Here is a 26,039-nt window from a genome sequence, read left to right on the forward strand (position 1 = left end):
GGAGAGATACGAGCCGGATCTTACCTGTTCCCCGGATCCGAGATCACGCCGCGCGCTACCAGCCTGTTCCAGATGAACAGCACCACCAGCGCGCCGATGGTGGCGGTGATGAAGCCAGCGCCCTGATCGGGGCTGTAATGGCCGATCGCCTGGCCGACGAAGGTCGCCAGGAACGCGCCGGCGATGCCGAGCACCGTAGTCAGGATGAAGCCGGTCGGGTTGTTCTGGCCCGGCGAAACGATGCGCGCGATGATACCGGCGACGAAGCCGACGACGATGATCCAGATAATGCCGCCCATTTCCGTCCCTTTCCAATGCGTCGATGGTGAAGCGGCGCGGCACCTCTCGGGCGCCGCGCGTCTCGCGGCGTCAGATCCGTTCCGATATCTCGTTCTCGTTCGGCAGCCGTCCGTCCGGCGTCAGATGATTGACGACGTCGGGCAGATACTGGCTGAGACCTTGCAGCAAATCGTCGCGCGACAATCCGCTTTGCGCCGAGAGCTGATCGATCTGATCGGCGCCGAGCGCATTGGCGAGATCGCCGGGCGAGACCTGTTTGTTCGGACCGTTGCTGACCCAGGAGTCCGCCTGATCGCCGAGGCCCTTCTGCTGCAGTTGATTCAGGAGGTCGCCGAGGCCGCCGCTCAAAACGGTGCCGGCCGCGCCTCCAGCAAGCAGCCCGCCCAAGCCGCCTTTGAGCATGTCGCTGAGTCCGCCGCCCATGCCGCCGCCGGGCATGCCGGCATTCACGTTGCCCGGCGCGGGCGCCGGTTGCGGTGCCGAGCCGGTCTGGTTGCCGCTGAAATGCTTGATGCCTTTCCAGGCCAGCAGCGCCAGGATCGCCATGGTCAAGGGCGACATTCCGCCGCTCTCGGATTGTGAACTGGGGCGGCTCGGGCCGCGCGGCCCATTCATCATGCCGTTGAGGACGTCGAGTAAACCCATGGTTGTCTCCTCTGCGTAGCCCCGCGTGGAACATAACGGTAGCACATGACGGTTACAAGGCGCGGGCGGTGCCACCTGCGATAGGCACAGTCCGCGCGCTCTGCTATTCGAAGCCGGTTGCAACGCGGTAGGTGACAAATGGTTTCGCGCCAAACGATCGGTATCGCAGGCGCCGGCAGCATCGGCTGCTTCGTCGGCGGCATCCTGGCGGCCGGCGGCTGCCGCGTGGCGCTGCTGGCGCGTCCGCGCGTGATCGCCGAGATCGAAGCAGGCGGCTTGCGGCCGACCAGTTTTGAAGGTTTTGACCAGACCGTCGCGCGCGATCGGTTCGTATTGTCGGAAAACCCTTCCATTTTTGCTGACGCCAGCGTGGTGCTGGTCACGGTCAAGAGCGCGGACACCGCTGCGATGGCCGACGCCATCGCTCACCATGCGCCGTCCAATGCCGTCGTCGTCAGCCTGCAGAACGGCGTCGGCAACGCCGCCGTGCTGCGCAACCGCCTGCCGGGGCGGCGCGTGCTCGGCGGCATGGTGCCGTTCAACGTGATGGCGCTCGGCAACGGGCGGTTTCATCGCGCCACCTCGGGTGACATCGTCATCGAGCAGGACGAAGCGCGCACCGCGGAGAAATTGTCGGTGCCGGGATTGACGATGCGGCCGACCGGCAACATCGATGGCGTGCAATGGGGCAAGCTGCTGCTCAATCTCAACAACGCGCTCAACGCGCTGGCCGATCTGCCGCTGCGCCGGCAGCTCGCACAACGACCATGGCGGCAATTGTTCGCCGATCAACTCGCCGAAGCTCTCGCGGCGATCAAGGCCGAAGGCATCAAGCCGGTGTCGCCGACGCCGATCCCGCCCGCCTGGATGCCGGCTTTGTTGCGCCTGCCGGACTGGGTCTTCGAAGCCTTGCTGGGGCGGACGATGAAGATCGATCCCGAGGCGCGCTCGTCGATGTGGGAAGATCTGCAGCGCGGCCGCCGCACCGAAATCGATTATCTGCAGGGCGTCATCACCGAAATCGCCGAGCGCCGCGGACTTGAGGCGCCGCTGTCGCGCCGGATCGTGGAATTGATCCGGCAGGCTGAAAGCAGCGGCAAGGGCTCGCCCGGCCTGACGCCGGAGCAGATTCGCCCCCGAAATTGATTTGCCTCGGCGCCGGTCCCGCGCGAGTTTCGTTCAGGTGAGCTGATGGGAGAAGCGACATGAAACGAACGCGTCTCGCGCTGGTAGCGGTTGCCGTCCTAATTTTCTGGGCGTCATTGCTGCCCGCTTATGCCGTGCCGCCAACGGCGATGCCATCGCCGGGCTATGACGCGAGATTGCAGGAGCAGCGGGCGGCGTCACGTGCTGTTGTCGCACCGGTCGTCAAGCCGCGTCGGGTAAAGAAGCCGCGTGCCCACTGATGTCGATGTCGTCGCGTGAGCACGCCTCTCCCCCACGTCGTCCCTGCGAACGGAGGGACCCATAACCACCGTCGCCAATTGTTGAAGGAAAGTCGTCGACCATCGCAGCAAGACAACATCCGCTGCGGCGTATGGGTCCCTGCGGTTCGCAGGGACGACAGAAGGATCTAGCCCTTCTTCTGCTTGGCCGGCTGCTGCTGTTGCGGATTGAACAGCCGCTTCAGTTCGTTGATGCTCTCCGAGAGCCGCGGCCATTCACACGAGAATTGGCTCTTGGCGCATTGGGCCGCCTTGATGCGTGCGGCCTGCTTGACCGGGCTCGCCACCGGTATCGGCACTCTTTCGGTTTCGACCAGCGCAGGCGCCTGCTCCGTGCGCAGCGAGACCTGTTGGATATCTTGTATTCCCTGTGCTGGCGGCGGCTCCGGCTTTTGCTGCTTGGCCGCCGCCGCTGCGGCGATGTGGTTGCGCCGCTCGCGCTCGAGATAGGCAGTATATTGCTCGTCGATCTTCTTCTGCTCTTCCGGCGTCGGGTTGGGTCCCGCGATGTCGAACGTCCGGTCCTGCATGAAGTCGTAATAGGTGTAGCCGCCGCCAGGCTTGCGGCGGCCGGCGAATTTCGCGTTGCATTCAGCGAGTTTCGCCGTCTTTTCTTCTTTGGTCGCAGCCTTCTCGGCCACATCGGCGCAGGATTCGAAATCGTACGGCGCGCTACGCCACCACTGCGCATCTGAAGCCACCGGCGCGAGCACGAACAGCCCTCCGATTGCGGCAAAAACCAATGACGATGCACGTGAGGCGATCACGGACGATTTGCTCCAGTCGAATTCTTGGGAACTTTGATTGAGTCGATTGTCATCATTTTGGCAGCGCTGTCACGCCGAAACTGCACGATGTTCCCGCTGGCGTTGTGACGTTACCCGGTTCATGTGACCGACGGAACACAGTGCCAGATCGTTAAAAATCTTGAAGAAATTCAACAGCAAGGCAAGTTCCCGCAAACGATGCCTGTAGCGATTCTAAGTGCACTATCTGAGGGCGAGCGGATAAGCATGCCACATTGTGGCAAGAATCAGTCAGCGCCTCTCGCGCGAGCCAGCGTGCGCGATGCCGTTTCATGGAACACCGCGCGATAGAGTCTTGCGAACTCGCCCATGTGATGGAAGCCGTTGGCTCGGGCGCACGATGTCACGGTGATGGCGTCGGATCCCTTCACGAGCTGCGCGCGCGCCGACCAAAGCTGCTTGAGGCGCAAATAGCGATGCAGGCTCATGCCGCGGACGCTCGCCACCGCCGTGCCCAGCGTCCTCACCGACACGCCGCATTGTTCGGCGAGGTCGGCGCTGTAGATCGGCGCGGCGGAATGAAACGCGACATACTCGTCGATCATGCGAACGAGGCGGCAGTAACCCCTGCTTGCAATCTTGCCTGCCACTTCCGGCGTTCGGCCGCTACGGAACATCTCGTCGATGGCGAGCAGCAGGCCTTCCTGGAGGACCAGCGCCGAACGCCGCTCCTGCAACAGTTCCGGCCTGGCGGAAGCCGTCTGCAAAATACCAGTCGTGACGGATCTGACCGTTGCGAGGGCCTCGGGGTCCGGCATGAACGGGCATGGCCGGTCCGGCGTATCGAACCATTCCCGATCCCGCAGGCCGGCGCCAAGGGTGACGATCGCGTGCAGCGATCCACGGGGTTCGACGAACTGCAAATCGACGTTGCCGCGCATGCCGACAAAAGCCGGACGATCCACGGACATGCCGTTGACGGCTACGTCGTAGTCGTCCTCGATCTGGAAGATGACGACGCCATGCGCGGCGCGATAGCTGACATCGACGATACGTGGAAACGAGCGGAGCATCGTGATCTGGCAGCAGGGCAACTGCACCGCCGCGCGCGCGGTATGGAAGTTCGCAAGATTCAGCGGGACGCTGCGCGCATCGGCGACGAACTCGACCGGCCGGAAGGCGTCGATGTCGGAAAACCGGATGATCGAAAGAGCCGGCGAGGGGGCAAGGTTCTTAAATAGCATTGCAAGACAACTGGGCGGCGCGAATCTTCGCAGCCAGCGTCGGCCGGTCTGGTTAACGCCGCATTAAGAAGTGTGGCCGAGGCGAAGATTTCGAAAGCACCGACGTGACGTGCGGGGCCCCCGAGCGAGCCGCCCCGGACCCATCCAAATCCATTATACCTGCTCAAGCGGAATGCTAATTGTTTTGCAGCCACCCAAGCCATCATGTGACGGCCAATCTGGAACCCTCGCGCCGAGCGGGCCGGAGCCGCAAGAGGAAGAGGAAACAGTCTCTATGACCATCACCACGGCCATGACGAGCGTGCCGAAGCCCGCGCCTGAGCTGATCGACGCGTTCAGGAACGCGCCGACCTCGATCATTAGCGACAACCTTGCCCGGCTGCCGGGCGCCGTAGGCCTGCGGCCGTTTCATCGCGCCGGCCGGCTGGTCGGAGCTGCTTTCACGGTGCGGACGCGGCCCGGCGACAATCTTGCGATTCACCGGGCGCTTGAACTGGTCGGGCCGGGCGACGTAATCGTGGTTGATGGCGGCGGCGACGAGACGCGGGCGCTGGTCGGCGAGATCATGAAGAACATCGCCGAATACCGCGGTGCCGCGGGCTATGTGATCGACGGCGCCATCCGCGACGTCGCGGCCTTCGCTGCCTCCGACTTTCCCTGCTTTGCCCGCGCGGCGATCCACCGCGGCCCGTACAAGAGCGGACCCGGCGAGATCAACGTGCCGGTTTCCATCGGCGGCTCGGTGATTTCTCCTGGCGACGTCGTGGTGGGCGATGAGGACGGCGTGGTATCGTTCCCCGCTGCTGTGGCCGCCACATTGCTCGAGGCGGTCCGCGCCCAGATCGCGCGCGAGGAAGATACGCTGATCGCAATTCGCGAAGGCCGCTACCAGGGCAGCTACGGCAAGTCCTGATGGGGCGCGACAGCACGCAAGGAGGAACGATGAGTCAGAAGGACGAATTCCACAATCTGGATAACCCTGGCGACGGCCTGCTTCGCGAACTCGCCGCCGGCGTCACCTCACGCATCTTTTCCGGCGAGCACGCCATGCTGTCGGTGGTGACGCTGGCGCCGCATTCGCAAGGCACGCTGCATCATCACCCCGAAGAACAATGGGGCGTGCTGCTTGAGGGATCGGCGATTCGCGTTCAGGGCGATGAGGAAATTCCGGTCAAAAAGGGCGATTTCTGGCGCACGCCCGGTAACGTGCCGCACACCATGCGGGCTGGACCGGAAGGCGCGCGTGTGCTTGACATCTTCAGCCCGCCGCGCCCCGAATACAAGAAGGCCGGGTCTGGCTTCGGCACCTAGAGCATGATCCGGAAAAGTGGGAACCGGTTTTCCGAAAAGATCATGCTCAAACAAGGAGAGGAGATCATGATGCGATTCCGCCTAACCGCATCATGATCTAAGACAAGTCTGCGAACAAAAACAAAAAAATCGCGGGCGATAACGGGAGGAGAGTTCTGGTGAAGATTACAAGACGCAACTTGCTTGCGGCGACGGCCGCGTTCGCGGTGACGCCGGCGCTGGCGCAGCCGGCCAAGAACATGACGCTGGTGGTGCCGTTCCCGCCAGGCGGATCGACCGACGCGCTGGCGCGGCTATTGCAGTCTCATCTGCAGACGAAGCTCGGCCGCACCGTGCTGGTGGAGAACAAATCCGGCGCGGCCGGCTCACTCGGCGCCGTGCAGGTTGCCAAGAGCGCGCCTGACGGCGCGACGTTCCTGGTGACGTTCGACTCGCACGCGGTTATCCCATCGATCCTCGAAAAGCCGGGGCTGGATGTCGAGAAGGATCTGGTGCCGGTATTTCTGGTCGGCACGGCGCCTTATGTCGTCGCCGCGAATGCCGAGCGGCCTTACAAGACCTTTGCCGACGTGGTCGCGGCCTGCAAGGCAACGCCCGGCGCGGTGAAATATGCCTCCGTCGGGATTGGTACGCTCGGCCATCTGGCGATGACGGTGCTGGGCAAGAAGGCCGGCGTCGAGATCACGCATGTGCCCTACCGCGGCGGCGGCCCGGCGATGAACGACGTGCTCGGCGGCCATGTCGATCTCATCGTGGGATCGGCGGCGCTGATCACGGCGCAACTCGGCACCAACAGGCTGCGGCCGATCCTGCAGATGGGCCGCGAGCGGATGCCCGTGCTGAAGGATACGCAGACCGCGATCGAAGCGGGCTTTCCCGATTTCGAGACGCTGGCCTGGTGGGGCGTTTTCGCGCCGAAGGGAACGCCGGAAGATGCCGTCGCCGGCATGGCGAAATCGGTGAAGGAGATTCTGAGCGAGCCGGCAGTAGCGGCGCAGTTGCGCGAGACGCAGCAGATGACGCTGCTGCTCGCCGACGGCAAGGATTTCGGTACGTTCTTCGCCAAGCAGGTGAGCATCTGGGGACAGGTAGTCCGCGAGAACAACATCAAGGCGTAGCGGCAAGCGGGAAAACAAACGTGTCCCGGACGCGGTGCAGCGTCGCTTGACGATGCACCGCAGAGCCGGGACCTACGGCAGCCGCATCATGGACCCCGGATCAGCAGCGCACCACGCGGCGCGCTGCGCAGCATCCGGGGAACGCAAAGCTGGAAGGTGGGCAGAGCGTGGCGAGAGCTACGCGACAAAGGCCCTCTTGGCCCGCAAAAGGGGCGGCCCGGAGGGGCTGGCGATGCCACGCCTGCTTTGCTATGAAGCGTCCCAAGCACCTGCCTTGCCATGCAGGTCCGCGGTCCCGTAGCTCAGCCGGATAGAGCGACGGTTTCCTAAACCGTAGGTCGGAAGTTCGAGTCTTCCCGGGATCGCCAGCACGCCAGCATCGGATAGCGCAACGCCTCGCTAGACGCCCGCTTCGAGTAGCGCCTTGAAATCCGCCCGCGCCCGCTGCGCTTCTCGCTTCGCGGTCTCCGACGCCTCGCCGAGGCCGAAATAGCCGTGGATCAGGCCGAGGCCGTCGTAATAGCTGATCGGCACGCCGGCGGCCTTTAGCGCATCGGCGTAGGCCTTGCCTTCGTCGCGGAGCGGATCGAACCACGCGGTGCAGACAATCGCCGGCGCTACGCCGGCAAGGTCCCTGGCTCGCAGCGGCGAAACGCGCCAGTCGGTGCCGTGTGTTTTGTCGGCGAGGTAGTGGCCGCAAAACCACTCCATAGTGGCGCGGGTGAGGAAATAGCCTTCTGCGTTCTCGCTGCGCGAGGGGAAGCGGGCGTTTTCCGTCGCGTCCGCGAAACTTCCGGCAACGTCGGTGACGGGATAGACCAGCAATTGCGCTGATATCCTGATGCCGGCGTCGCGGCAGGCGATCGCGGTGGTGGCGGCCAGATTGCCGCCCGCGCTGTCGCCGGCGATGCCGACGTGCGCCGCATCGCCGCCGAATTCGGCGATGCGGGCGATGACGTCCTGTGTGGCCGTGAAGGCATCCTCGAACGCGCCGGGAAAGCGCACCTCGGGCGGGCGGCGGTAATCGACCGAGACGACGACGGCGCCGGTCTCGATCGCGAGCCAGCGCGCCTGCCGGTCATGGGTTTCGAGATCGCCTGCAACCCAGCCGCCGCCGTGAAAGAACACGATCGTCGGCGATTTTTCGTTCGAGTTCCGGTAGACCCGCGCCGCAAGGAATCCGGCCGCGCCTTTCACCTTGATGTCTTCCGTGCTCATCACCGGAGGCGGCGGAACTGCCGCGCGCGAGGCCGCCAATGCGCGGAGCGCATCGCGCGCGCTCTGCGGTGTCATCGTCGCGGGATCGCGCAGCGGCAGTAGCGGAATGATCTGGGCGACGACGGGATCGAGCGGTGGGATCATGCCGGGCCTCGTTGCGGAACAGGGCGGCAGAATAAGTAACGGGCGCGGCCGCCGCAATTGCGGCGTTTTCCAGAGCAGACCGGGGCCCGCATCCCTCAATTGATAATGATTCCTTCAAGCCGATATGCGGGCGGCGTCGATAGAATCGCGGTCCGTTTACTTCTGGTTATCCCTAACCGAGCGCGCGCGGGGAACGGCCGGGCGCGCCGATCATTACTCCTTCCAGAGGGAGTGGTGCGATGGATCAAATTGCCGGAATGGATCGAGCGCTCGACGAAATGCTGGTGCAACTCGGCGGGATGGTGCTGAAACTGTCCAGCCCGGAAGTGACACGGACCGCCGACGAGCGGCGCGCACTGGCGTGCTCGGTCAACCAATATTCACTGTGCGCAGCGCGCTCGGCTGATCCGCGCGTGCACCAGCTCAAGGCCGAGCTTGAGGAAACGATCAAGCCGCATTTGCGGCTGGTGGCCAGCCGTTGAGGCCAGCCGTTCGATTCCGACGCGGCGGGCCGGCGCGCAGGTGGCGACGGCCGGGCGAAGCCCGGCCGCGAAGGCGCTGGAATGACTCAGCTCGGATGACTCAGAGCGTCTTGAGGTATTCGATGAGCGCCTTTCGATCGTCGGCGGACAACTCCGGTCCGATGACGCCCTTGATCTCCTTTTCCTTGCTGAAGTCCTTCCTGAATTCGTGGCCCCTGTTCGAGTTGCCGCGAATGGATGTATCGAATTCGAATCCGTTGGTTATCGGGTCGGCCTTGTAACCGAGCTTCACGGGGTCGTATTCGCGGCTGCCGAGATAGAATTTCGTCGGCCGCTTTTCCGGGTCGCCGAGCAGATCGTCGATGGTCGGCACCGAGCCGTTGTGCAGATAGGGCGGCGTCGCCCACACGCCGTTCAGCGGACGGACCTTGTAGGCTAACTCGGCCTGGATTTCGTTCGGCATATTGCCGTCCATGCGCTTGCGGTCGGCATCGCTCAAAGGCGGGTCGTGCTCACTGTAAATGAGATTGACGGTGTTCTCGACCAGATATTTGAGAGCGAAGCCGAACCTGTTGTCCGTGATTCCGAGATTCGAGGGCAGGGCAACTTTTCGGTTGGCCATGTCTTCCGCTTGCGCGGGATCGGTCCCGATATGCGAGATCGGTATGTTTTCGACCTTGAGGATCGCCTCGCCGGCCTGGTTCTTCGTCCACCACTTCTCGTTATTGTAGAACGCCTCGCTTGTCACCGGCGGCCGGTGACACTCCTGGCAATGGGTCTTGTAGAGCTCGGCGCCCTTGTCGGCCAGCTTCTGGTCGATCGGCGGCAGAATTTCATTCGGCCATTTCGGTGATTGCAGGCCCGAGAATTTGTCCTTCGCGCTCGGCGGCTTGTCGCCTTTGATCATCTGCTCCATTTTGTCGAGCGACTTCACGTCGACACTCGATTTGTAGAGGCCCTTCACCGGATCGGTCAGGTTGAGCTCCGCCGACACGCCGAGCGCTTCGCCGGCATTGCGGACCATGGGCTGCATGATTGAGCCGTTATACTGGACCCAATCGAACCACGGCGTGTTCCAGATCCTGGGAAAATGCACCGGCGCCGAGGAGCCAGCGTAGTTTTCGGGCTTCTTCAGGTCGATCGAAAACACCTGATTGCCGATCCGGTTCAGCGCATCGAGCCGTCCGTATCCTTCGATGATGCTCTGGGAGGCGACGCGTTCTTCCAGATTCTTGACCTGCTTGTATTGGGCAAGGACCTGGTCGAGCTGATACTTCAGGGTCGCGCGGTCATCGACCGTGGAGTTCGATCCAAGTACGCGATCGGCGAACCGGTCGAACCGCCCGGGCCAGTAGCGCGTCAGTAACAGCGAGATACCCATGCCCTGCTTCATCGCGAAGAGATTGGTGAGGGCCGGGCCGCCGTCGATGACGACGGCAGTGTCCTTGTAGGTGAAGCTGCCGGTGTGGCAGGCCGCGCAGGTCAGGCCGACGCCGGTCATATCCTTCTTGTTGCGCGGATTCTTCCACGGCGCGCCGGTCGGGTCCATCATCGGACCGCCTTTCGCGAATCCGATCGGAAGCGCCTCCTTGCCGGGGATGATGGTGTCCGCAATGAAACCGTAGCGATCGAGATAGGCGGGGTCGCTGAAGAGGCCGACCTTGGTGAACGGCAGCCACGAAATCGTCGGCTGTTCGAGCGCCATGAACCACTCATAGGGAAAGCCGAAGGTCCGCGTTCCCTGATCAGCGTGATAGAACCAGCTCAACTCTTCCTTGGGGATGCCCTGGTCGAGCCAGACGGTCTTCTTCGGTGTGGGATGCTCCACGATCTTGACGTGAAGATCCTGCCAGAGCTTGGCGATGTCGTCCTTGACGGCGGCGTAACCGATGCCGACGACCGCCAGCGCGATCACAATTTTCGCAATCCTTTTGCCCCGCATGGCCTGCCCCTCGTTAAAACCGCGCCGGTGGCGCGCAATATCGGTCTGTTATCAAAAAACGCCGCAAGGCGAATCACCCTCGGCGTGCGGTTGAATATGATGCCATCTTATAGTGGCGCCGTAGGTCTGTCCATAAATCCAATTCCTTGAGGGCCGCGGGATGCGGTCCTCGCCGGTTATCTTTCGCCGGGCGTTTTCCAGTATAGAGTCTCCATCATGCAGAAAAGTGTCGGACAGATCACATGACGGCAGAAGCGGCAGAACGCTTACGAATCGAGATCGGCTCCGATCAGGCGGTTTCCGGCCTGGTGGTGCAGCCGCCACAGCCCCGCGCCTGTTACGTGTTCGCGCACGGGGCCGGCGCGGGCATGACACACAGGTCGATGGAGACGGTTGCCGCGGGCCTTGCCGAGCGCGGCATTGCGTCGCTGCGCTATCAGTTTGCCTACATGGAAAAAGGCGGCAAGCGGTCCGATCCGCCTGCGGTTGCGCATGCAACAGTGCGAGCGGCCGTGGCGGAAGCTGGACAGCGCTTTGCCTCGCTGCCACTGATCGCGGGCGGCCGATCGTTCGGCGGGCGGATGACGTCGCAGGCACAGGCGCTTTCGCCGTTGCCGGGCGTTCGCGGGTTGGTGTTTCTCGGCTTTCCGCTGCATCCGGCCGGAAAGCCTTCCAGCGAGCGGGCCAGGCATCTCGCCGACGTCACAATCCCGATGCTGTTTTTACAAGGCACGCGCGATGCACTGGCGGAATTGAGTCTGCTCGAGCCGGTCGTGAAGGGCTTAGGATCGCGCGCAGCGCTGCATTTGCTTGATGGCGCCGATCATTCCTTCCACGTGCTGAAGAGTTCGGGGCGGAACGATCGCGAGGTGATGGACGAGGCGCTGGACGCCTTTGCGACATGGGTGGATCGGGCTGTCGGCTAAGCTTTCAGATGTCGTCCCTGCGAACGCAGGGACCCATAACCACTGGAGCACGTAGTTGAAAGAAGCCGTCTCTCCTTGTGCCTCTTCCGCAGGCCGCGGCGTATGGGTCCCTGCGTTCGCACTAGGGCATCTACACGCTTGCCGGGCCATATACGAGGAGTTGGAAGCGAGCCATTCCCATGTGGAAGGTGATTGGTCCAGGTGGGCGATGAGAGGCGTAACCGGTCCATCCGCCGAGCTTTGCGATGATCCATGCCGCCCAGGCGACAGTGTTGGGGCGATGGTGGTTCTTCTGGAGCTCGGTGCGGCCTTTCAGGGTTTTGTTGATGGCCTTGAGCGCTTCGATCTCGTCCGGCGTGAACACAAATTCGACCTGCAATTGTTCGCCGCCATTGCGGGCTTGAACGAGCTGGATGACGATACATGCTACTCTGGTGGCGATCGCCACGAGTTTGATCAGGCCTTCAGCGCTGTCGAGCTGACTATCCTCGATGCGCAGACCCTGGCTCTTCAGCGAGCGAAAGAGCTGTTCGATGATCCAGCGCTGCTTGTACCAGGAGACGATCCGCCAGGCATCGGCGGCGGTGACGACCGGATGAGTGGTCAGGAGCAACCAATGAATGGGCTTGGCGCTCTTCGGGGGGTGCAACTCGACGACCTCCACGAAGCTGACTTTGACGCCCTGTGGCAGGTCTTTCACGCCGGGGCGCTGCGGTCGTTTGAGCACAACGGTTCCCAGGCGCATGGAGAGGTGGGCCTGGCGACCGTGGCGATCCATTCGCTTTGGTAGATCGATCACCGCCTTGTCGCAGAAGCGGGCCCGCGCGACCGCCTGATAAAGCGTGCCGCCATCGACCAGCGCATGGTCGTGCATGGCGCGCGACAGGAGGTGGACATTGTCAGCGGGTGTCAGCGACCAGTGAGCAAAGAAATCCCCCTCGCGGTCGTTGACGACGGTGATCATACGAGCAGCGACCAGAACCTCGCAGCCTTGCTTAGCCGTCGTCACCCAGCGCGCCGATTCCTTGTCGGCCAAGGCGCGCTTCTCGTGAGCGATCCTGGCCTTGCGCTTGCGCGTCCACACCTCACCGCCGGTGAGCCCGAGACAGACCCCGCTATCGGCATCGACCGCCATCATGGCATGCAGCAGCACGCCGCGAGCATTGCCTTTGCCGACCTTGCCCAAGTCGCGCCGATGTCCCGGACGAGTGTGGAAGTTGATCTCGCTGGTGTCCTGGATCGACAGCACATGACGCCCGCTGACCGCCATCGACGTCTGCAGGCTCCAGCCTTCAATCAGCTTGTCGATCGTGACTTGCGGATTGTTCACAAACCGCCAGAACGCCATGTTCGCGGCCCAGTTGCCCTGCGCCATCTGGCGCAAACAGACACTGCGCGTGCAAAGCATAGCCCGGAGAAGCGCCGCCCCCTTTTATCGAGGCGAACGTCTCCAAACTTACCCAGGGACAAATCCGGTTCCTGCTGCATCTCTGGCGCTCCTTCGAATCAAAGCGCCAGAGAGAGAATCATACAAAACGCTGCGGCGAACGCACATCATGCCGCCCCGAGTCAATCTGTCGCGTCCCCAAGACGTGTAGATGCCCTAGTGCGTTCGCAGGGACGACCGGGGAGAGAGTTGCGCCGCGGGCCATCTTGACTACGATGCGACCATGACAAAAATCCTGATCGTCAACCCGAACACGACTACCTCGATGACGGAAACGATCGGCGCCGCAGCGCGCGCTGTCGCCGCAGCAGGCACCGAAATATCCGCCGTGACCTCGGCGATGGGGCCGGTCTCGATCGAAGGCTATTACGACGAGGCGTTTGCCGTGCCCGGCCTGATCCAGGCGCTGGTGAATGCACCGGATGCTGACGCTGGTATCATCGCCTGTTTCGACGACACCGGGCTCGATGCGGCCCGCACCGCCGCGCCCTTTCCCGTGGTAGGCATTTGCGAGGCGGCGCTGGTGACGGCTGGCCAAATCGCAAAACGCATCGCGATCGTCACCACGCTGCCGCGCTCGATCGTGCCGCTCGAAGAGCTGGTGCGCCGCTATGGTTTTGCGGAGAGGGTGCAGGTCACCGCTTGCGACGTCGCGGTGCTCGATCTCGAAAAGCCGGGGTCCGGCGCGGAAGCCAAGCTTGAAGCCGAGATTGCCCGTGCGCTGGAGAAGCGCGCGGAGGCGGTCGTGCTCGGCTGTGCGGGCATGGCCGATCTCGCGCAAAAACTGTCGCGGAAATTCGGCGTCCCCGTCGTCGACGGTGTGGCAGCCGCGGTGAAGCAGGCCGAGGCGCTGGCTGGTTTGAAGCTCTCGACCTCCCGGCGGGGCTCCTATGCGTCGCCGGGCGCGAAGAGCTACACGGGACTATTGGAACAGTTCGCGCCGCCTGATCCGTCATTGCGAGCGAAGCGAAGCAATCCATAGCGCGGGCGCGGGGATAGATGGATTGCTTCGTCGCGGAGCCTGTCATCGGGCGCGCATTCGCGCGACCCGGTGGCTCCTCGCAATGACGGTGATTATGCGGAAGCCGGCGCGCCGTAGATCTTGTCGCGTAGTCGGCGCATGCCGGCGAGCCAGCGGTCGCGGTTGGAGGCCTTGCGCTGGATGTATTCGGCGACTTGCGGGTGCGACAGGATGAGAAAACGTTCTTCCGCCATCGCCTCGATTACCATGCGTGCCACCTCCGGCGGCTGCAGCACGCCGTCGATCCGCGCGGCGCTGGGGCCGGGCGTTGTCATTCCGGTCTGCACCGATTGCGGACAGAGCACGGAAACGCAGATGCCGCGGTCGCCGTACTGAATGGCGAGATGCTCGGCGAGCGCCACCGCGGCGTTCTTGGTCACGCCGTAAGGCATCGAGTTCAGCGACGCCAAGAGGCCCGCGGCGGACGCGGTGTTGAGGAGATAGCCGGAGCCGCGTGCGAGCATGCCGGGCACCAGCGCGCGGGCCGCGAACACATGGCTCATGACATGGACGCGCCAGCTCACCTCCCAATCGGCGTCAGGCGCGGTCTCCTGGCCCTTGCGCGAGAGCCCGGCATTGGAGAAGAACACGTCGACCGGGCCATACTTGTCTTCGGCCGCCGCGATCAGTGCCTTGATGTCTTCCTCCAGCCCGACGTCGGCCGTGATCGGCAGCCCGTCGATGTCGCCCGCGACCTTGGCGAGCTTCTCGCGCGAGGTTTTGAGGTCGGCGACGACGACGCCACGCGCGCCGGCCTCCGCATAGGCGCGCGCCACCGCCTCGCCGATGCCGCTCGCGGCTCCCGTGACGACGCAGACCTTGTCTTTGACATGCATGATGCGGTTTCCACTTCTTGATTCGACCCACCGTCATTGCGAGGAGCGCAAGCGACGAAGCAATCCACTTCTCCGCTTGCGGCGCGATGGATTGCTTCGCTTCGCTCGCAATGACGCTCGGATCTCATTGCCTACCTTGCATACAGCCCCTTGTCGCGCGCCTGTCGGATCGCCAGCGCGGCCATCATGTCGAGCATCGGTGTCGAAAGTCCGGCGGCGCGGGCGAAGGCGGCGGGCGCGCGGACCAAAACGTCGATCTCCATGGCGCGGCCGAGTTCGTAATCCTGCAGGATCGACGGCTTGTGGTCGGGCGCGGGCCCGGAGCGCGTCACGCGCTTGACTTGTGGAAAGCAGCTTTGCGCCACGCTGTTGGCCTCGTCGAGCAGGCGCGGCACGATGTCGGCGAGATCAGGATCGTCGCGTACGGCGCGCGCAGTCTGCCCGGTCAGCAAACACAGCACCGACATCGACATGTTGGTCAGGAGTTTGGACCAGATCGTTTCCCTGATCTGCGTGACCTCGGGCGAGTCGATCGAAGCTGCGTTCAGCGCTGCGCGCAGCTTCGCGACGCGCTCGCTGGCGCGGTCGTCGCACTCGCCGATCAAGAGCCGGTTGCGCTCGGGCGACAGGTTCGCGACCACGCCCGGCGCGATGACTTCATTCGATGAAAACACCACGCCGCCAACGATGCGCTCTCTGGGGATCGCCGCACGCAGGCGTCCGCCGGGATCGAGGAAGGCCAGATCCGGCACCGGCGGATGGCTTGGCGAGAGCCCGATGTCGTACCACCAGGGAATGCCGTTCTGCGCGAACACCACGGCGGTGTCATTGCCGAGCAGCGGCTGCAGCCCAGCGGCGAGGCTGGAGAGGCCTGTCGCCTTCAACGTGCAAATCACGACGTCCTGCCGGCCCAGCGCGGCTGGATCGCTGGATGCGCTGACCTTCGCCTTGAACTCGCCATCTCCAACCCGCAGCGTCAGCCCGCTGGCTTTCACGGCATCCAGGTGCGCTCCCCGCATCACGCAGGAAACGTCATGTCCTGCTAGTGCGAGCCGCACCGCAAAATGGCTGCCGACGGCGCCCGCACCGAAAACGCAAATCCGCATGGATGGAAAATCCTGCTGCGAGGGGAAGGAGTGCCGTTGCTAGTTTTCACAAGCCTTGTTCGGGCGCAACCGGCTCGGTTCGACAGGGTGGGTTGCGCGATCGCGCGGCCCCGGCCAGAGGGAACTTTGCTGTTCCGCTGGCGTTCATCAACGCGCTTTAGGGTTCGTGATGCAACGATGGTGGGGCGTGCCATGTCAAAACTCGGGCTGGGAATTGCCGTCATTGTTCTCGCGACCGCGCTGTCGGCGGCCGGATATGCCGTCGCGAAAGGCGGCCATGGCGGCGGACACGGCGGCGGTCGTGGTGGCGGGCATGGACATCATGGCGGCGGTCATGGCCACAAACATTTCGGGGCGCGCCATCATGGCGGCGGCCATTTTCACGGCAGAGCGGCGCGCTTCCGCTCGTTCCACGCTCCTCGCATCAACCGCGCCGCGGCCGGCGGCCGCGCGATGAACGCGCGTGCGCTCGCTCGCAGCACTGCCGTCCTTAGAAATCCCGCCGCCCGCGCCAGCCTGACCGCGGGCGCGGCGCTGGCAGGTTGGCAATATGGCCGGCCGCGGGGCGGTGGCTGGTGGCAGCACGGCAATGGCGGATATGGCTGGGTCGGGCCACTGTTCTGGCCGTTCGCCTACAACGATATCTACGACTATACGCTGTGGGGACCGGGCGTCGGCGCGCCGTTCTGGTACTATGGCTATGACGACATCTATGCCGGCCTCTTCGGACCTTATGACTACGAAGGCTTGGCCGGCTATTTGCCGCCGCGTGCCTCTCCTGGTGACGACCGGCTGGCGCAATTCTGCGGTGACGACAGCCGCGAAATCGCCGGCCTGCCGATCGACCTGATCGCACAGGTGATCGAGCCCACCGAGACCCAACGCGTGGCGCTCGACGATCTCGCCAATGCGTCGGTGACATCGGCGCAAAAGATCAAGGCGGCGTGCCCGACTTCGATATCGCTGACAGCCGCTGGCCGGCTCGCCTCGATGCAGCAGCGCCTCGAGGCGATGATCGCGGGCGTCGCGACCGTGCAGCCGGCGCTCGACAAGTTCTATGATCTTCTGAATGACGAGCAGAAAGCGCGGCTGAATGCGGTCGCTGAGGAGCAGGAACGAAAAGCCGAACGGCGCGGCAGAAGATCGTTTGCGCGAGCCTGCGACATCACACAATCCTCGGGCTTGAGATGGCCGACCGAGGAAGTCGAGGCACGGCTGCGCCCGACCGACGTGCAACGCACGGGCCTTACAGCCCTGCAGAATGCAAACACCAAAGCCAGCGAGATGCTGAGCGCATCGTGCCGGCCCGAGGATGGGGCCACGCCGTCGGCGCGGCTTGCGGCGGCCGGCAAGCGGCTCGATGTGATGCTGCAGGCGGTCAAGCAGGTGCGCACCGCGCTCGATGATTTCTATGTGACCTTGAACGACGAGCAGAAAGCCCAGTTCGAGGCGATCGGACCGCGGCGGACGTCCTTTGCCGACAGGGCTGACATGATGCAGCGGCGTAGCCGCCGATAGATCGTCGGCGGTGACAACGGCTGCGGTCCCGGCCTATGGTTCGGCATAAACGACATGCCGAACAGAGGGCCGCCGAATGACTGCCAATCCGGTTCTATGGAATCTCGACGCGCGCGGCGTCGCAACGGTCACGCTCAATCGCCCCGAGGTGAACAACGCCTATGATGGTGGATTGATCGGCGGCGTGCTCGCGGCGATGGACGATCTCGGCAAGAAGCAAAACCTTCGCGTCGTCGTGCTCAAGGGCAATGGCAAGCATTTCCAGGCCGGCGCAGACCTGAAATGGATCAACGGCGTGCGGCCGAAATCGGCTGATGAGAACGAGGCCGTGTCGCGCGCGACGTTCGAGGCCGTGCAGCGGTTGAATACGCTGCCGATCCCGACGGTCGCGCTGGTGCAGGGCGGCTGTTTCGGTGGCGGCACCGGCGTGATCTCGGCCTGCGACGTTGTGATCGCCGCCGACAATGCGCTGTTCTCGATCACCGAAGTGCGCTGGGGCCTCACCGCCGCAATCATCATTCCGCAACTCTGCGACGCCATCGGCGTCCGCCAGGTCCGCCGCTATGCGCTGACCGGCGAACGGTTCGGCGCGGAAGAGGCCCGCCGCATCGGGCTGGTGCATGAGGTGGTGCCGCTGGCGGAGCTGGAAATGGCAGGCGCGAAGGTCGTCGAGCAACTGCTCGCCAACGGTCCCGAAGCGCTGGCGGAAACCAAGCGGCTGGCGATGGAGAGCTCGTTCGGCGGCATGGGCGTCGACGACGAGGCCTACGCGCGGCTGGTGAAAATGCATTCGGCGCGGCGCCAGACGGCGGAGGCGTCGGAGGGGCTCGCGTCGTTTGCGGAGAAGCGGGCGGCGAATTGGGGGGCCGGGTAAATGCCATCCAAGCGCATCGCCATTGCCGGACTGGGCGAGATCGGTCGAACCGTCGCGCGCAAGCTGGCGGACGGGTTGCCGGGCCTCTCGCTGGCGGCAATCGCGACCAGGGATCGCACCAAGGCGCAAGCGTGGCTCGATCGCGAAGGCATTTCCTGCCCGCTGATTTCGCTCGATGAGTTGCCTGACCATGCCGACCTCGTTGTCGAATGCGCGCCGGCTGAAATTCTCGACCAGATCTGCCGGCCGATGCTCACCGCTGGCAAGCAGGTGATGGTGCTGAGCGCCAGCGCGCTGTTGCCGCGACCCGATCTCGTCGATCTGGCCCGCGCGCACGGCGGGCAGATCATCGTGCCGACCGGCGCCTTGATCGGATTTGATGCGGTTTCGGCCGCCGCCGAAGAAACCATCCATTCGGTGCAGATGGTCACGCGCAAGCCGCCCCGAGGTCTCGCTGGCGCGCCTTATCTCGTCGAGAACGGGATCTCCATGGAGGGCCTGACATCCGCGCTGTGTCTCTTCAAGGGCTCGGCGCGCGATGCGGCTGCCGCCTTTCCCGCCAATGTGAACGTGGTGGCGGCCTTGTCGCTGGCCGGCATCGGGCCCGACCGCACCACGATCGAAATCTGGGCCGATCCAGCGGTGACGCGAAATTGCCATCAGATCAGGGTCGAATCCGACTCGGCCTCGTTCACGATGTCGATCGAGAACATTCCCTCGGAAAATCCGAAGACCGGCCGCATCACCGCGCTCTCGGTAATCGCGGCGCTGCGCAAGCTGACTTCGCCGCTGCAGGTCGGAACCTGAGCATTTTCATCAGGAGAGATAGGCGAGTTGCAAGCCATCCAACGGGGATAACTCGTTTGAGGGCAGGGTCTACAACGATGGCTATGCCAGCCGTGCAGATGCATTCGCTCAAACACTAGACGGCGAGAAGCGCTCCCTCATCCAAGCGTGTGTATAGAAGTGGATCGAACGAATTTGATCGTGTTTAGGCGCCAACGATAAGTATCGATCCAACTTTGCGGCTGTTCTCAAATCTTCCATCGAGAAGAATCTTATAGCCTTGATCATAATAGGGGGGAGGGAACAGAGTATGTATGCCCAGAGTCTTCGCTTCGCCCAACCATGAAAGAGCGTCAGATAGCCTCATTCGAATTACCCCTCGTATTTGATCTGAATAATCTGTTGGTCGAAGATTTCCCTTGCCTCTTCTTCGAAACAAGACCCCATGCTGCGCGTGAGGTCTTAAAAAGATCGACGGACAGGCAACGCGAAGATCAACGAGCTCAGTCTCTGTACCTTTAAACAACCCTGGAGGGCCAGCTTGGGACGAGTCGGCCGCGACAAGCAGGATGTACGCAAATTCATGGTCGGTTGCCGGCATCCGCTTTTCAAAATGTAAGTACTGCGACTGCTTGCCGGATACGTGGGCCTCATGAGAAGCAAACCAAAGCGCAACCCAAATGTTGTCAACCAAGTCGATCCATGTAGTCGAAAGCCCGTAGTGCTGTAGTAGCGGCTCATGAGCAAACTGAGGGAATCTTGAAAAAATGTCTGCTTTGCCGACAATCTCCGCTATGAAGCGATTTTGTTCCATAACTCGTTTTGATTGAGCCGATTGATTGGGACCGATACCGCGAAACAATGAGGGAGTTAGAGTTGAATACGTTTCCGATTGACCGCGAAAATAGATAGCTTCGTTCTTCTTGCCTCTCGTGAACTTTAGGTATCCAGCAGCTTGTATCAATGCATGGGGATCTCGAACGTGCAGTACTTCTTGCCCGTGAGGATCTTTTGCAATCTCTGCATTTCTGATTGAGATGTTTCCCAATAAGTTCGCCATCTCTCCCCCAAGTCTTCAAGAGAAAAGCATTAGTCGTCAAAATTTGGTTCCAATCACGCGTCCCGCGGCGGTGAACAGCGGCTGATACTAACTAATATTAGCCAGCTCGACATCACGATAGAAGACGTGCTGATACACAATCTTCGATGGAGGGCGTCCTGTGGACCGGGTGGCTAAATCTCCGCGCTCGGATCATGATGTGCCCGCATATGATCTAGGATACTGAACTTGCCCAAGAAAACCATCACGGAACCCGCACGCCAGATTCCGCTCTATGGCGAATATGATGTTGCCGTCCTCGGTGGCGGGCCCGCCGGCATCGCGGCCGCTGTGGCCGCTGCGCGCGCAGGCCGCCGCACGCTTCTGATCGAACGCTACGGCTTTCTCGGCGGCATGGGCACCGCCGCCGGCGTGACCAATTTTTGCGGACTGCATGCCAACGTGCATGGCGAGATGCGCCGGGTGGTGCAGGGGATTGCGTCCGATCTGCTGGCGCGGATCGACCGGCTCGATGGGCTCAATGCGCCGCATCTTATCCTCGGCAAGATTTTCGCGCAGGCCTATGACACCGCTGCCTACAAGATCGCGGCCGACGATCTATTGGCCGCGCACAAGGTCAGTATCCTCTTTCACGCACTTGGCGCCGGTGTGGTGATGGATGATGAGAAGCGCATCCACGCGCTGATGGTGGAAACCAAGGCGGGGCGTCAGGCGGTACGCGCCGGCATATTCATCGATTGCTCAGGTGACGGCGATCTCGCGGCCTGGGCGGGCGCACCCTTCGAAGTCGGCGACAATGCCGGCAGCATGCTTTACCCATCGATGATGCTGCGCCTCAACGGCATCGATCCCGAAAGGGCGGGCGAGGCGTGGCGGACGATTCCGGCGCTGATGGAAAAGGCCGAAGCCGCGGGCACGCATCGTTTTCCGCGCAAGTCCGCGATCGTCCGGCCGCAGCGTTCGGCGATCGAATGGCGGGTCAATTTCACCCAGCTTGCGCGCGAGGATGGCAGCGCAGTCAGCGGCATCGATCCTGATCAGATGACACGCGGCGAGATAGAAGGCCGCCGTCAGGCCGTGCAGGCGTTCGAATTCCTGCGCACCGTGCCCGGCTTCGAAAAATCCTACATCGTCGACCTGCCGCCGCAGCTCGGCATCCGCGAGACGCGCCGGGTGGTCGGCGGCTATATGCTGTCGGGCGAGGATGTGCTCGGCTGCGCCTCGTTCAAGGATTCCGTCGGCGTCAATGGCTGGCCGATGGAGCAGCATGTCGCCGGCGACGTCGTCTTCAAGTTTCCGCCGATCCCGGAATCGCGCGGCTTCAACGAATTGCCGTATCGCATGCTGGTGCCTGAAGGCATCGACAATCTGCTGATGGCCGGGCGCTGCGCCTCGATGACCCATGAGGGCCAATCGGCGGCACGCGTCTCCGGCGCCTGCTTTGCGATGGGGGAGGCGGCCGGTCTCGCAGCGGTATTGGCGCTGTCCGGAAATACGATTCCGCGCGACATTGCCGTTGAAAAGTTGCAACAAACGTTGAAACAACACGGTGCGTTCATCGGACGGAATCAGGCGGTGCCCGAGGGATTATGAAGCGATGCACTCCGGAGGATGAATCTTTTCTGTCGTCCCTGCGAAAGCAGGGACCCATACGCCGCGGCCCTTCTTTTGGGCGATTGGGCAGACGGCTTTTGCTATTTCCCAGTCCTGTGGTTATGGGTCCCTGCGTTCGCAGGGACGACCCGAGTGGATAGCATGCGAATAACAAGACGTGGAGGAAACCGGATGATGAAGTTTGCGCGGCTCGCGCTGGCGGGCCTGTTGGCGATGGCGGCGGGCGGGATGGCACGGGCCGATGATGCGCTCAAGGCAAAAGTTGGCGTGCTGCGGCTGTCATCCTCGGCGCCGGTGTTCATCGCGCAGGACAAGGGCTATTTCCGCGAGGCCGGGCTCGACATCGAGCTGAAATTCTTTGATGCGGCGCAGCCGATCGCGGTGGCGACCACCTCCGGCGACGTCGATTTCGGCATCACGGCTTTCACCGCCGGGCTCTACAATCTCGCCGGCAAGGGCACGCTGAAGGTGATCGGCGGCATGAGCCGCGAGAAGGCCGGCTATCCGCTGATCGGCTATTTCGCCAGCAACAACGCCTATGCGGCGGGGCTGAAGACGCCGAAGGATCTCGCCGGCAAGCGGATCGCGGTGACGCAGGTCGGCTCCAGCTTTCACTATTCGCTGGGGCTGCTCGCCGACAAATACGGCTTCAAGCTTGCGGACGTGAAGGTGATGCCGCTGCAGTCGCTGTCCAATGCCGCCGCGGCGCTGAAGGGCGAAACCGTCGATGCGGCCTTGCTGCCGATCTCGACCGCACGGGCGCTGGTGGATTCCGGTGGCGCCAAGTTTCTTGGTTGGGTCGGCGACGAGACGCCGTGGCAGTTAGGCGCGGTGTTTGCTTCACCGAAGACGCTTGCCAACAAGGCGCTGGTGACGAAGCTTTTGGGCGCGCTGGTGCGAGCCGACCGCGAGTATCACGACGTGATCCTGGCTTCCGTGAAGGACGGCAAGGCCGAGATCAACGACAAGACAAAGCCGCTGCTCGAGATCATCGCCAAATACACCAATCTGCCGGTCGAGCAGGTGGTCGGCAATTGCGCCTATGTCGATCCCGACGGCAAGCTCGACGTCAAGAACGTCGATAACCAGATCGCGTGGCTGCAGGAGCAGGGCTTTGTCGACAAGGGTTTTGCCGCGGATGCGATCATCGCGAAGGAATATGTGAAGGCGGATTGATGCAAGTTACGCCAGTTCCGTCATTGCGAGCGAAGCCAAGCAATCCATGCTTCGGCACGGGGATAGATGGATTGCTTCCGCCTTCGCTCTTCGAGCTACGGCGGACAAGTCGTCGCGGAGTTTATCATCGGGCCGGCCGGAGGCCGGACCCGGTGACTCCTCGCAATGACGGAGCAAGTAACGAGTTCGGAACCACATGGACCTGATCGCCGACCATATCAGTCACCGATTCGGCGGCCTCGACGTGCTCGATGACGTCTCCTTCACCGTCGCCTCCGGCGAGGTGGTTGCGGTCGTCGGGCCTTCCGGCTGTGGCAAGAGCACGCTGCTGTCGATCCTGGGCGGGCTGTTGCGGCCGAGCGAGGGGCGGGCAGAGCTGCGCGGCGCGCCACCGGAGAACAGTTTCAATCCGCTGACCTTCGTGTTCCAGGATTTTGCGCTGCTGCCGTGGTGCACGGTGGAAGCGAATGTCGCGTTTCCGCTGGTTCATACCGCGCTCGATGCCGCCGCGCGTCAGGCCGTCGTCGATGATGCGCTGCGCCGCACCGGCCTGTCTGATTTTCGCGGCGCCTATCCGAAGCAATTGTCCGGCGGCATGCGCCAGCGCGTCGGCATCGCGCGGGCGCTTGCGGTGCGGCCGGCGATTCTTCTGATGGACGAGCCGCTGTCGGCGCTGGATTCTCAGACCCGCGAATTGCTGATGGAGGATTTTGTCCGCCTGCTCGCCGACGGCGCGATGGGCGCGGTCTACATTACGCATAATCTGGAAGAGGCGGTGCGGCTCGCCGACCGCGTGGTCGTGCTGTCGCGCCGGCCCGGCCGCGTGCGCGAGGTCGTGAGCATTCCGATGACGCGTGCCGAACGCGGCGGCATCGATGCCCGCGGCAAACTGCTGACGTTGCAGAACCAGTTGTGGTCGCTGATCCGCGAGGAGGCGATCGACGCCGAGCGCGAGGTTCAAGATGCTTGAGCGCGCGCCCTCGCAGGATATCCAGCAGGACGGGAGCGTTCCGCGGCCGGTCGCCTTCCGCGGTGCGGGTTTTATGCCGGGCGGTGGCCGCGCCTCCGGGTGGATCGCGCTGGCGCTGGTGATCGCGTTCTGGCAACTCGCCGGCAGCGCCGGCTGGGTCAATCCGCTGTTCCTGCCGGCGCCATCGGCGATTGCGGTCGCGATCTACAAGCTCGCCGTCAGTGGTGCACTCTGGCAGCACGTTTCCGCTTCGGTCGTTCGCATCGGCTCAGGCTGGCTGATCGGCACGGTGGCCGGCGTGATCGTCGGTTTTGCAATCGGCCTCTCGACGCTGGCGCGCGGCGTCGGCATTACCTTCATCTCCGCGCTGTTTCCGATCCCGAAGATCGCGCTGCTGCCGCTCCTGATCCTCTGGCTTGGGATCGGCGAAGAGCCGAAGATCGCGACCATTGCGTTGGGTGTGTTCTTCTCCACGGCGATTTCGGTGTATAGCGGCGTCGACGCGGTGCCGCGCAACCTGATCCGAATGGCGCAGAGTTTTAACGTGCCGTTCCATGCCATCGTCATCAGAGTGATCTGGCCCGGCGCGCTGCCCTCGATTCTTGCGGGTTTCCGCATTACGGCGTCGGTGGCGCTGCTCTTGGTAGTGAGTGCGGAAATGATCGGCGCGCAGTTCGGCATCGGCGCCTTCGTGCTGCAGGCCGGCAATCTGATGCAGACCGATCAGCTCCTCGCCGGCGTCGTGATCCTGTCGCTGTTCGGGCTGGCGGTGGGGAAGGCGATCAATGTGCTGGAAGCGCGGTTGTTGCACTGGCGGTAGAGGACGGATTTGTAGCAAAGCGCAGCGTGCCCACCATCACGTGCGGAGTGCCCGATGGTGGGCACGTCGCTACGCTCCTTTGCCCACCCTACGATTCTTCTCGTCGTCCCTGCGAACGCAGGGACCCATACGCCGCGTGATCTCTCAATGTGGCGACGTAGCAAGACGCTTTTCGTAACAACGAAAGCCGGTGGTTATGGGTCCCTGCGTTCGCAGGGACGACGACAACCTCACGCATTGCCGCGGTCTTCGCGGAATAGGTCGATCTTCTGCTGCACCGGACGGTCGGAGAAAGAGAACAGCACTGAATCAACGTCCGCCTCGTGCGTGACCCAGTGCCAGCTCGGCACCACGAACAGGTCGCGCGCGCCCCATTCGAATGTCTGGTCGCCGATCCGGGTGCGGCCCTTGCCTTCGATCGCGGCGAACACGGTGGCATCGGTGGAGCGGTAGCGCGCGGTCTTGAAACCCTTCGGCAATAACTGAATGAAGGTGCCGATCGTCGGCATCGCGAAATCGCCTGTCTCGGGATTGGAGAATTTCAGTTTCAGCCCGTGGCAGGCGTCCCATTCGTCGCGTGCCTTGGCGCGCTCCAGCGCCTCGCGGGTGTAGCTATAGGGATAGTTGAAGATCGGCGAGGTCTTGGATTTTCGCTTCTCGTCGACCGGCAGCAAATTGTGGCCGTAGCGCGCGAAGCTGTCGCCGGCGGGCTTGGAGATCTTCTGCTGATCCTCGTTTGACCCCTCGGCAAACGAAGCATCGAAGAACTGCACCATCGGGATATCGAGCCCGTCGAGCCAGAACATCGGCTCACTCGTCTCGTTGGAATGATCGTGCCAGGTCATCGACGGCGTGATGATGAAATCGCCGGGCTCCATCGCCGTGCGCTCGCCGTCGACGGTGGTATGGGCGCCCTTGCCTTCGAGCACGAAGCGCAAGGCCGACTGGCTATGCCGATGAGCGGGCGCGACGTCGCCCGGAACCACCATCTGCACGCCGGCAAACAGCGAGGTCGTGACCTTGGACTGGCCGCGCAGCCCCGGATTCTCCAGCACCAGAACCCGCCGTTCGGCTTCCTTGGCGGTGATCAGTCGGCCTGCTTCGGTCATGTAGTCGCGGATCGAATCGAATCTCCAGAGATGCGGCCGGCAGGCACTGCGCGGCTCCGGCGTGACGAGATCGCCCAGCACGTTCCACAGCGCGGAGAGATTGTCGCCGTCGATCTTCTTGTAGAACGCCTCGCGTTCCGGCGTCTTCTGCACGGCTTCCATGGCAAGCCTCCCGTCATTC

26 protein-coding genes and 1 tRNA gene are annotated in these 26,039 nt (G+C 63.0%); 16 read left to right on the top strand and 11 right to left on the bottom strand.

Annotated elements, in window-relative coordinates; all coding sequences use genetic code 11:
* Positions 1–20: 20 nt before the first annotated feature.
* Both V1273_RS02725 and V1273_RS02730 read right to left on the bottom strand, forming a co-directional pair.
* On the bottom strand, positions 21–299 hold the full coding sequence (locus V1273_RS02725) for a GlsB/YeaQ/YmgE family stress response membrane protein (RefSeq protein WP_334366138.1): 279 nt from the start codon (positions 297–299) through the stop codon (positions 21–23).
* Between the two features lie 70 nt (positions 300–369).
* Positions 370–945 (bottom strand): YidB family protein, encoded by a 576-nt coding sequence (locus tag V1273_RS02730; RefSeq protein WP_065746641.1) that lies wholly within the window; start codon positions 943–945, stop codon positions 370–372.
* Between the two features lie 138 nt (positions 946–1,083).
* Here V1273_RS02730 and V1273_RS02735 point away from each other — a divergent pair, with 138 nt between their 5' ends.
* Together V1273_RS02735 and V1273_RS02740 are read left to right on the top strand one after the other, a co-directional pair.
* Positions 1,084–2,091 (top strand): 2-dehydropantoate 2-reductase, encoded by a 1,008-nt coding sequence (locus tag V1273_RS02735; protein WP_334408638.1) that lies wholly within the window; start codon positions 1,084–1,086, stop codon positions 2,089–2,091.
* Between the two features lie 59 nt (positions 2,092–2,150).
* Positions 2,151–2,351 carry a hypothetical protein gene (locus V1273_RS02740; RefSeq protein WP_334408639.1) on the top strand — a complete coding sequence of 67 codons (201 nt, stop codon included), beginning with the start codon at positions 2,151–2,153 and terminating at the stop codon, positions 2,349–2,351.
* 167 nt (positions 2,352–2,518) lie between these two features.
* Here V1273_RS02740 and V1273_RS02745 read toward each other — a convergent pair whose 3' ends face one another.
* Positions 2,519–3,157 (bottom strand): hypothetical protein, encoded by a 639-nt coding sequence (locus tag V1273_RS02745; RefSeq protein WP_334408640.1) that lies wholly within the window; start codon positions 3,155–3,157, stop codon positions 2,519–2,521.
* 266 nt (positions 3,158–3,423) lie between these two features.
* The gene (locus V1273_RS02750; RefSeq protein ID WP_334408641.1) at positions 3,424–4,380 is read right to left on the bottom strand and encodes a helix-turn-helix domain-containing protein; all 957 of its coding nucleotides are present in this window, start codon (positions 4,378–4,380) and stop codon (positions 3,424–3,426) included.
* A gap of 274 nt (positions 4,381–4,654) precedes the next feature.
* Between V1273_RS02750 and V1273_RS02755 the strand changes: the two genes are divergently transcribed.
* The 4 genes from V1273_RS02755 (at position 4,655) to V1273_RS02770 (ending at position 7,177) form a co-directional block, all read left to right on the top strand.
* Complete coding sequence (locus V1273_RS02755; protein ID WP_334366143.1) at positions 4,655–5,293, top strand: RraA family protein; 639 nt, start codon at positions 4,655–4,657, stop codon at positions 5,291–5,293.
* 29 nt (positions 5,294–5,322) lie between these two features.
* Positions 5,323–5,691, top strand: coding sequence for a cupin domain-containing protein (locus V1273_RS02760; RefSeq protein ID WP_334379430.1), 369 nt, complete (start codon positions 5,323–5,325; stop codon positions 5,689–5,691).
* 158 nt (positions 5,692–5,849) lie between these two features.
* Positions 5,850–6,809, top strand: a complete 960-nt coding sequence (locus tag V1273_RS02765) for a Bug family tripartite tricarboxylate transporter substrate binding protein (protein WP_334408642.1) — start codon at positions 5,850–5,852, stop codon at positions 6,807–6,809.
* A gap of 291 nt (positions 6,810–7,100) precedes the next feature.
* Positions 7,101–7,177, top strand: a tRNA-Arg gene (locus tag V1273_RS02770).
* A gap of 31 nt (positions 7,178–7,208) precedes the next feature.
* On the opposite strand, the gene V1273_RS02775 is transcribed toward V1273_RS02770, so the two are convergent.
* The gene (locus V1273_RS02775) at positions 7,209–8,171 is read right to left on the bottom strand and encodes an alpha/beta hydrolase (protein ID WP_334408643.1); all 963 of its coding nucleotides are present in this window, start codon (positions 8,169–8,171) and stop codon (positions 7,209–7,211) included.
* 239 nt (positions 8,172–8,410) lie between these two features.
* On the opposite strand from V1273_RS02775, the gene V1273_RS02780 reads away from it, so the two are divergent.
* Positions 8,411–8,653, top strand: coding sequence for a hypothetical protein (locus V1273_RS02780; RefSeq protein ID WP_334366147.1), 243 nt, complete (start codon positions 8,411–8,413; stop codon positions 8,651–8,653).
* A gap of 100 nt (positions 8,654–8,753) precedes the next feature.
* Here V1273_RS02780 and V1273_RS02785 read toward each other — a convergent pair whose 3' ends face one another.
* Complete coding sequence (locus V1273_RS02785) at positions 8,754–10,595, bottom strand: di-heme-cytochrome C peroxidase (RefSeq protein WP_334408644.1); 1,842 nt, start codon at positions 10,593–10,595, stop codon at positions 8,754–8,756.
* 242 nt (positions 10,596–10,837) lie between these two features.
* On the opposite strand from V1273_RS02785, the gene V1273_RS02790 reads away from it, so the two are divergent.
* Entirely contained in the window at positions 10,838–11,521 is a 684-nt protein-coding gene (locus V1273_RS02790) for an alpha/beta hydrolase family protein (RefSeq protein WP_334408645.1), read from the top strand.
* 130 nt (positions 11,522–11,651) lie between these two features.
* Here V1273_RS02790 and V1273_RS02795 read toward each other — a convergent pair whose 3' ends face one another.
* Positions 11,652–12,896 carry an IS4 family transposase gene (locus tag V1273_RS02795; protein WP_334368994.1) on the bottom strand — a complete coding sequence of 415 codons (1,245 nt, stop codon included), beginning with the start codon at positions 12,894–12,896 and terminating at the stop codon, positions 11,652–11,654.
* Between the two features lie 295 nt (positions 12,897–13,191).
* On the opposite strand from V1273_RS02795, the gene V1273_RS02800 reads away from it, so the two are divergent.
* Positions 13,192–13,950, top strand: a complete 759-nt coding sequence (locus V1273_RS02800) for an aspartate/glutamate racemase family protein (RefSeq protein ID WP_334384029.1) — start codon at positions 13,192–13,194, stop codon at positions 13,948–13,950.
* 92 nt (positions 13,951–14,042) lie between these two features.
* On the opposite strand, the gene V1273_RS02805 is transcribed toward V1273_RS02800, so the two are convergent.
* Positions 14,043–14,825 carry an SDR family oxidoreductase gene (locus tag V1273_RS02805; protein WP_334384028.1) on the bottom strand — a complete coding sequence of 261 codons (783 nt, stop codon included), beginning with the start codon at positions 14,823–14,825 and terminating at the stop codon, positions 14,043–14,045.
* Between the two features lie 131 nt (positions 14,826–14,956).
* Entirely contained in the window at positions 14,957–15,931 is a 975-nt protein-coding gene (locus V1273_RS02810; RefSeq protein ID WP_334366153.1) for a ketopantoate reductase family protein, read from the bottom strand.
* Between the two features lie 192 nt (positions 15,932–16,123).
* Here V1273_RS02810 and V1273_RS02815 point away from each other — a divergent pair, with 192 nt between their 5' ends.
* The 3 genes from V1273_RS02815 (at position 16,124) to V1273_RS02825 (ending at position 19,130) form a co-directional block, all read left to right on the top strand.
* Positions 16,124–17,449, top strand: coding sequence for a Spy/CpxP family protein refolding chaperone (locus V1273_RS02815; protein ID WP_334366154.1), 1,326 nt, complete (start codon positions 16,124–16,126; stop codon positions 17,447–17,449).
* Positions 17,450–17,525: 76 nt separating this feature from the next.
* Positions 17,526–18,323 carry an enoyl-CoA hydratase-related protein gene (locus tag V1273_RS02820; RefSeq protein ID WP_334408646.1) on the top strand — a complete coding sequence of 266 codons (798 nt, stop codon included), beginning with the start codon at positions 17,526–17,528 and terminating at the stop codon, positions 18,321–18,323.
* Positions 18,324–19,130, top strand: coding sequence for an aspartate dehydrogenase (locus V1273_RS02825; RefSeq protein WP_334408647.1), 807 nt, complete (start codon positions 18,324–18,326; stop codon positions 19,128–19,130).
* A gap of 184 nt (positions 19,131–19,314) precedes the next feature.
* Here V1273_RS02825 and V1273_RS02830 read toward each other — a convergent pair whose 3' ends face one another.
* Positions 19,315–20,169, bottom strand: a complete 855-nt coding sequence (locus V1273_RS02830; protein ID WP_334408648.1) for an FRG domain-containing protein — start codon at positions 20,167–20,169, stop codon at positions 19,315–19,317.
* A 228-nt stretch (positions 20,170–20,397) separates the two neighbouring features.
* On the opposite strand from V1273_RS02830, the gene V1273_RS02835 reads away from it, so the two are divergent.
* From V1273_RS02835 to V1273_RS02850, 4 genes are all read left to right on the top strand, one after another.
* Complete coding sequence (locus V1273_RS02835; protein ID WP_334408650.1) at positions 20,398–21,762, top strand: FAD-dependent oxidoreductase; 1,365 nt, start codon at positions 20,398–20,400, stop codon at positions 21,760–21,762.
* Between the two features lie 192 nt (positions 21,763–21,954).
* Positions 21,955–22,959 carry an ABC transporter substrate-binding protein gene (locus V1273_RS02840; RefSeq protein WP_334408651.1) on the top strand — a complete coding sequence of 335 codons (1,005 nt, stop codon included), beginning with the start codon at positions 21,955–21,957 and terminating at the stop codon, positions 22,957–22,959.
* A 196-nt stretch (positions 22,960–23,155) separates the two neighbouring features.
* A complete protein-coding gene (locus tag V1273_RS02845) occupies positions 23,156–23,929 on the top strand; it encodes an ABC transporter ATP-binding protein (protein WP_334366159.1) in 774 nt (257 codons plus the stop codon).
* Positions 23,922–24,749, top strand: a complete 828-nt coding sequence (locus tag V1273_RS02850) for an ABC transporter permease (RefSeq protein ID WP_334408652.1) — start codon at positions 23,922–23,924, stop codon at positions 24,747–24,749. The genes V1273_RS02845 and V1273_RS02850 overlap by 8 nt, the downstream gene beginning before the upstream one ends.
* Positions 24,750–24,979: 230 nt before the next feature.
* On the opposite strand, the gene gtdA is transcribed toward V1273_RS02850, so the two are convergent.
* Positions 24,980–26,020, bottom strand: coding sequence for a gentisate 1,2-dioxygenase (gene gtdA / locus V1273_RS02855; protein WP_334384019.1), 1,041 nt, complete (start codon positions 26,018–26,020; stop codon positions 24,980–24,982).
* Positions 26,021–26,039: the final 19 nt, after the last annotated feature.

Source organism: Bradyrhizobium sp. AZCC 1721 (assembly GCF_036924715.1).
In the GTDB taxonomy this organism is placed as follows: Bacteria; Pseudomonadota; Alphaproteobacteria; order Rhizobiales; family Xanthobacteraceae; genus Bradyrhizobium.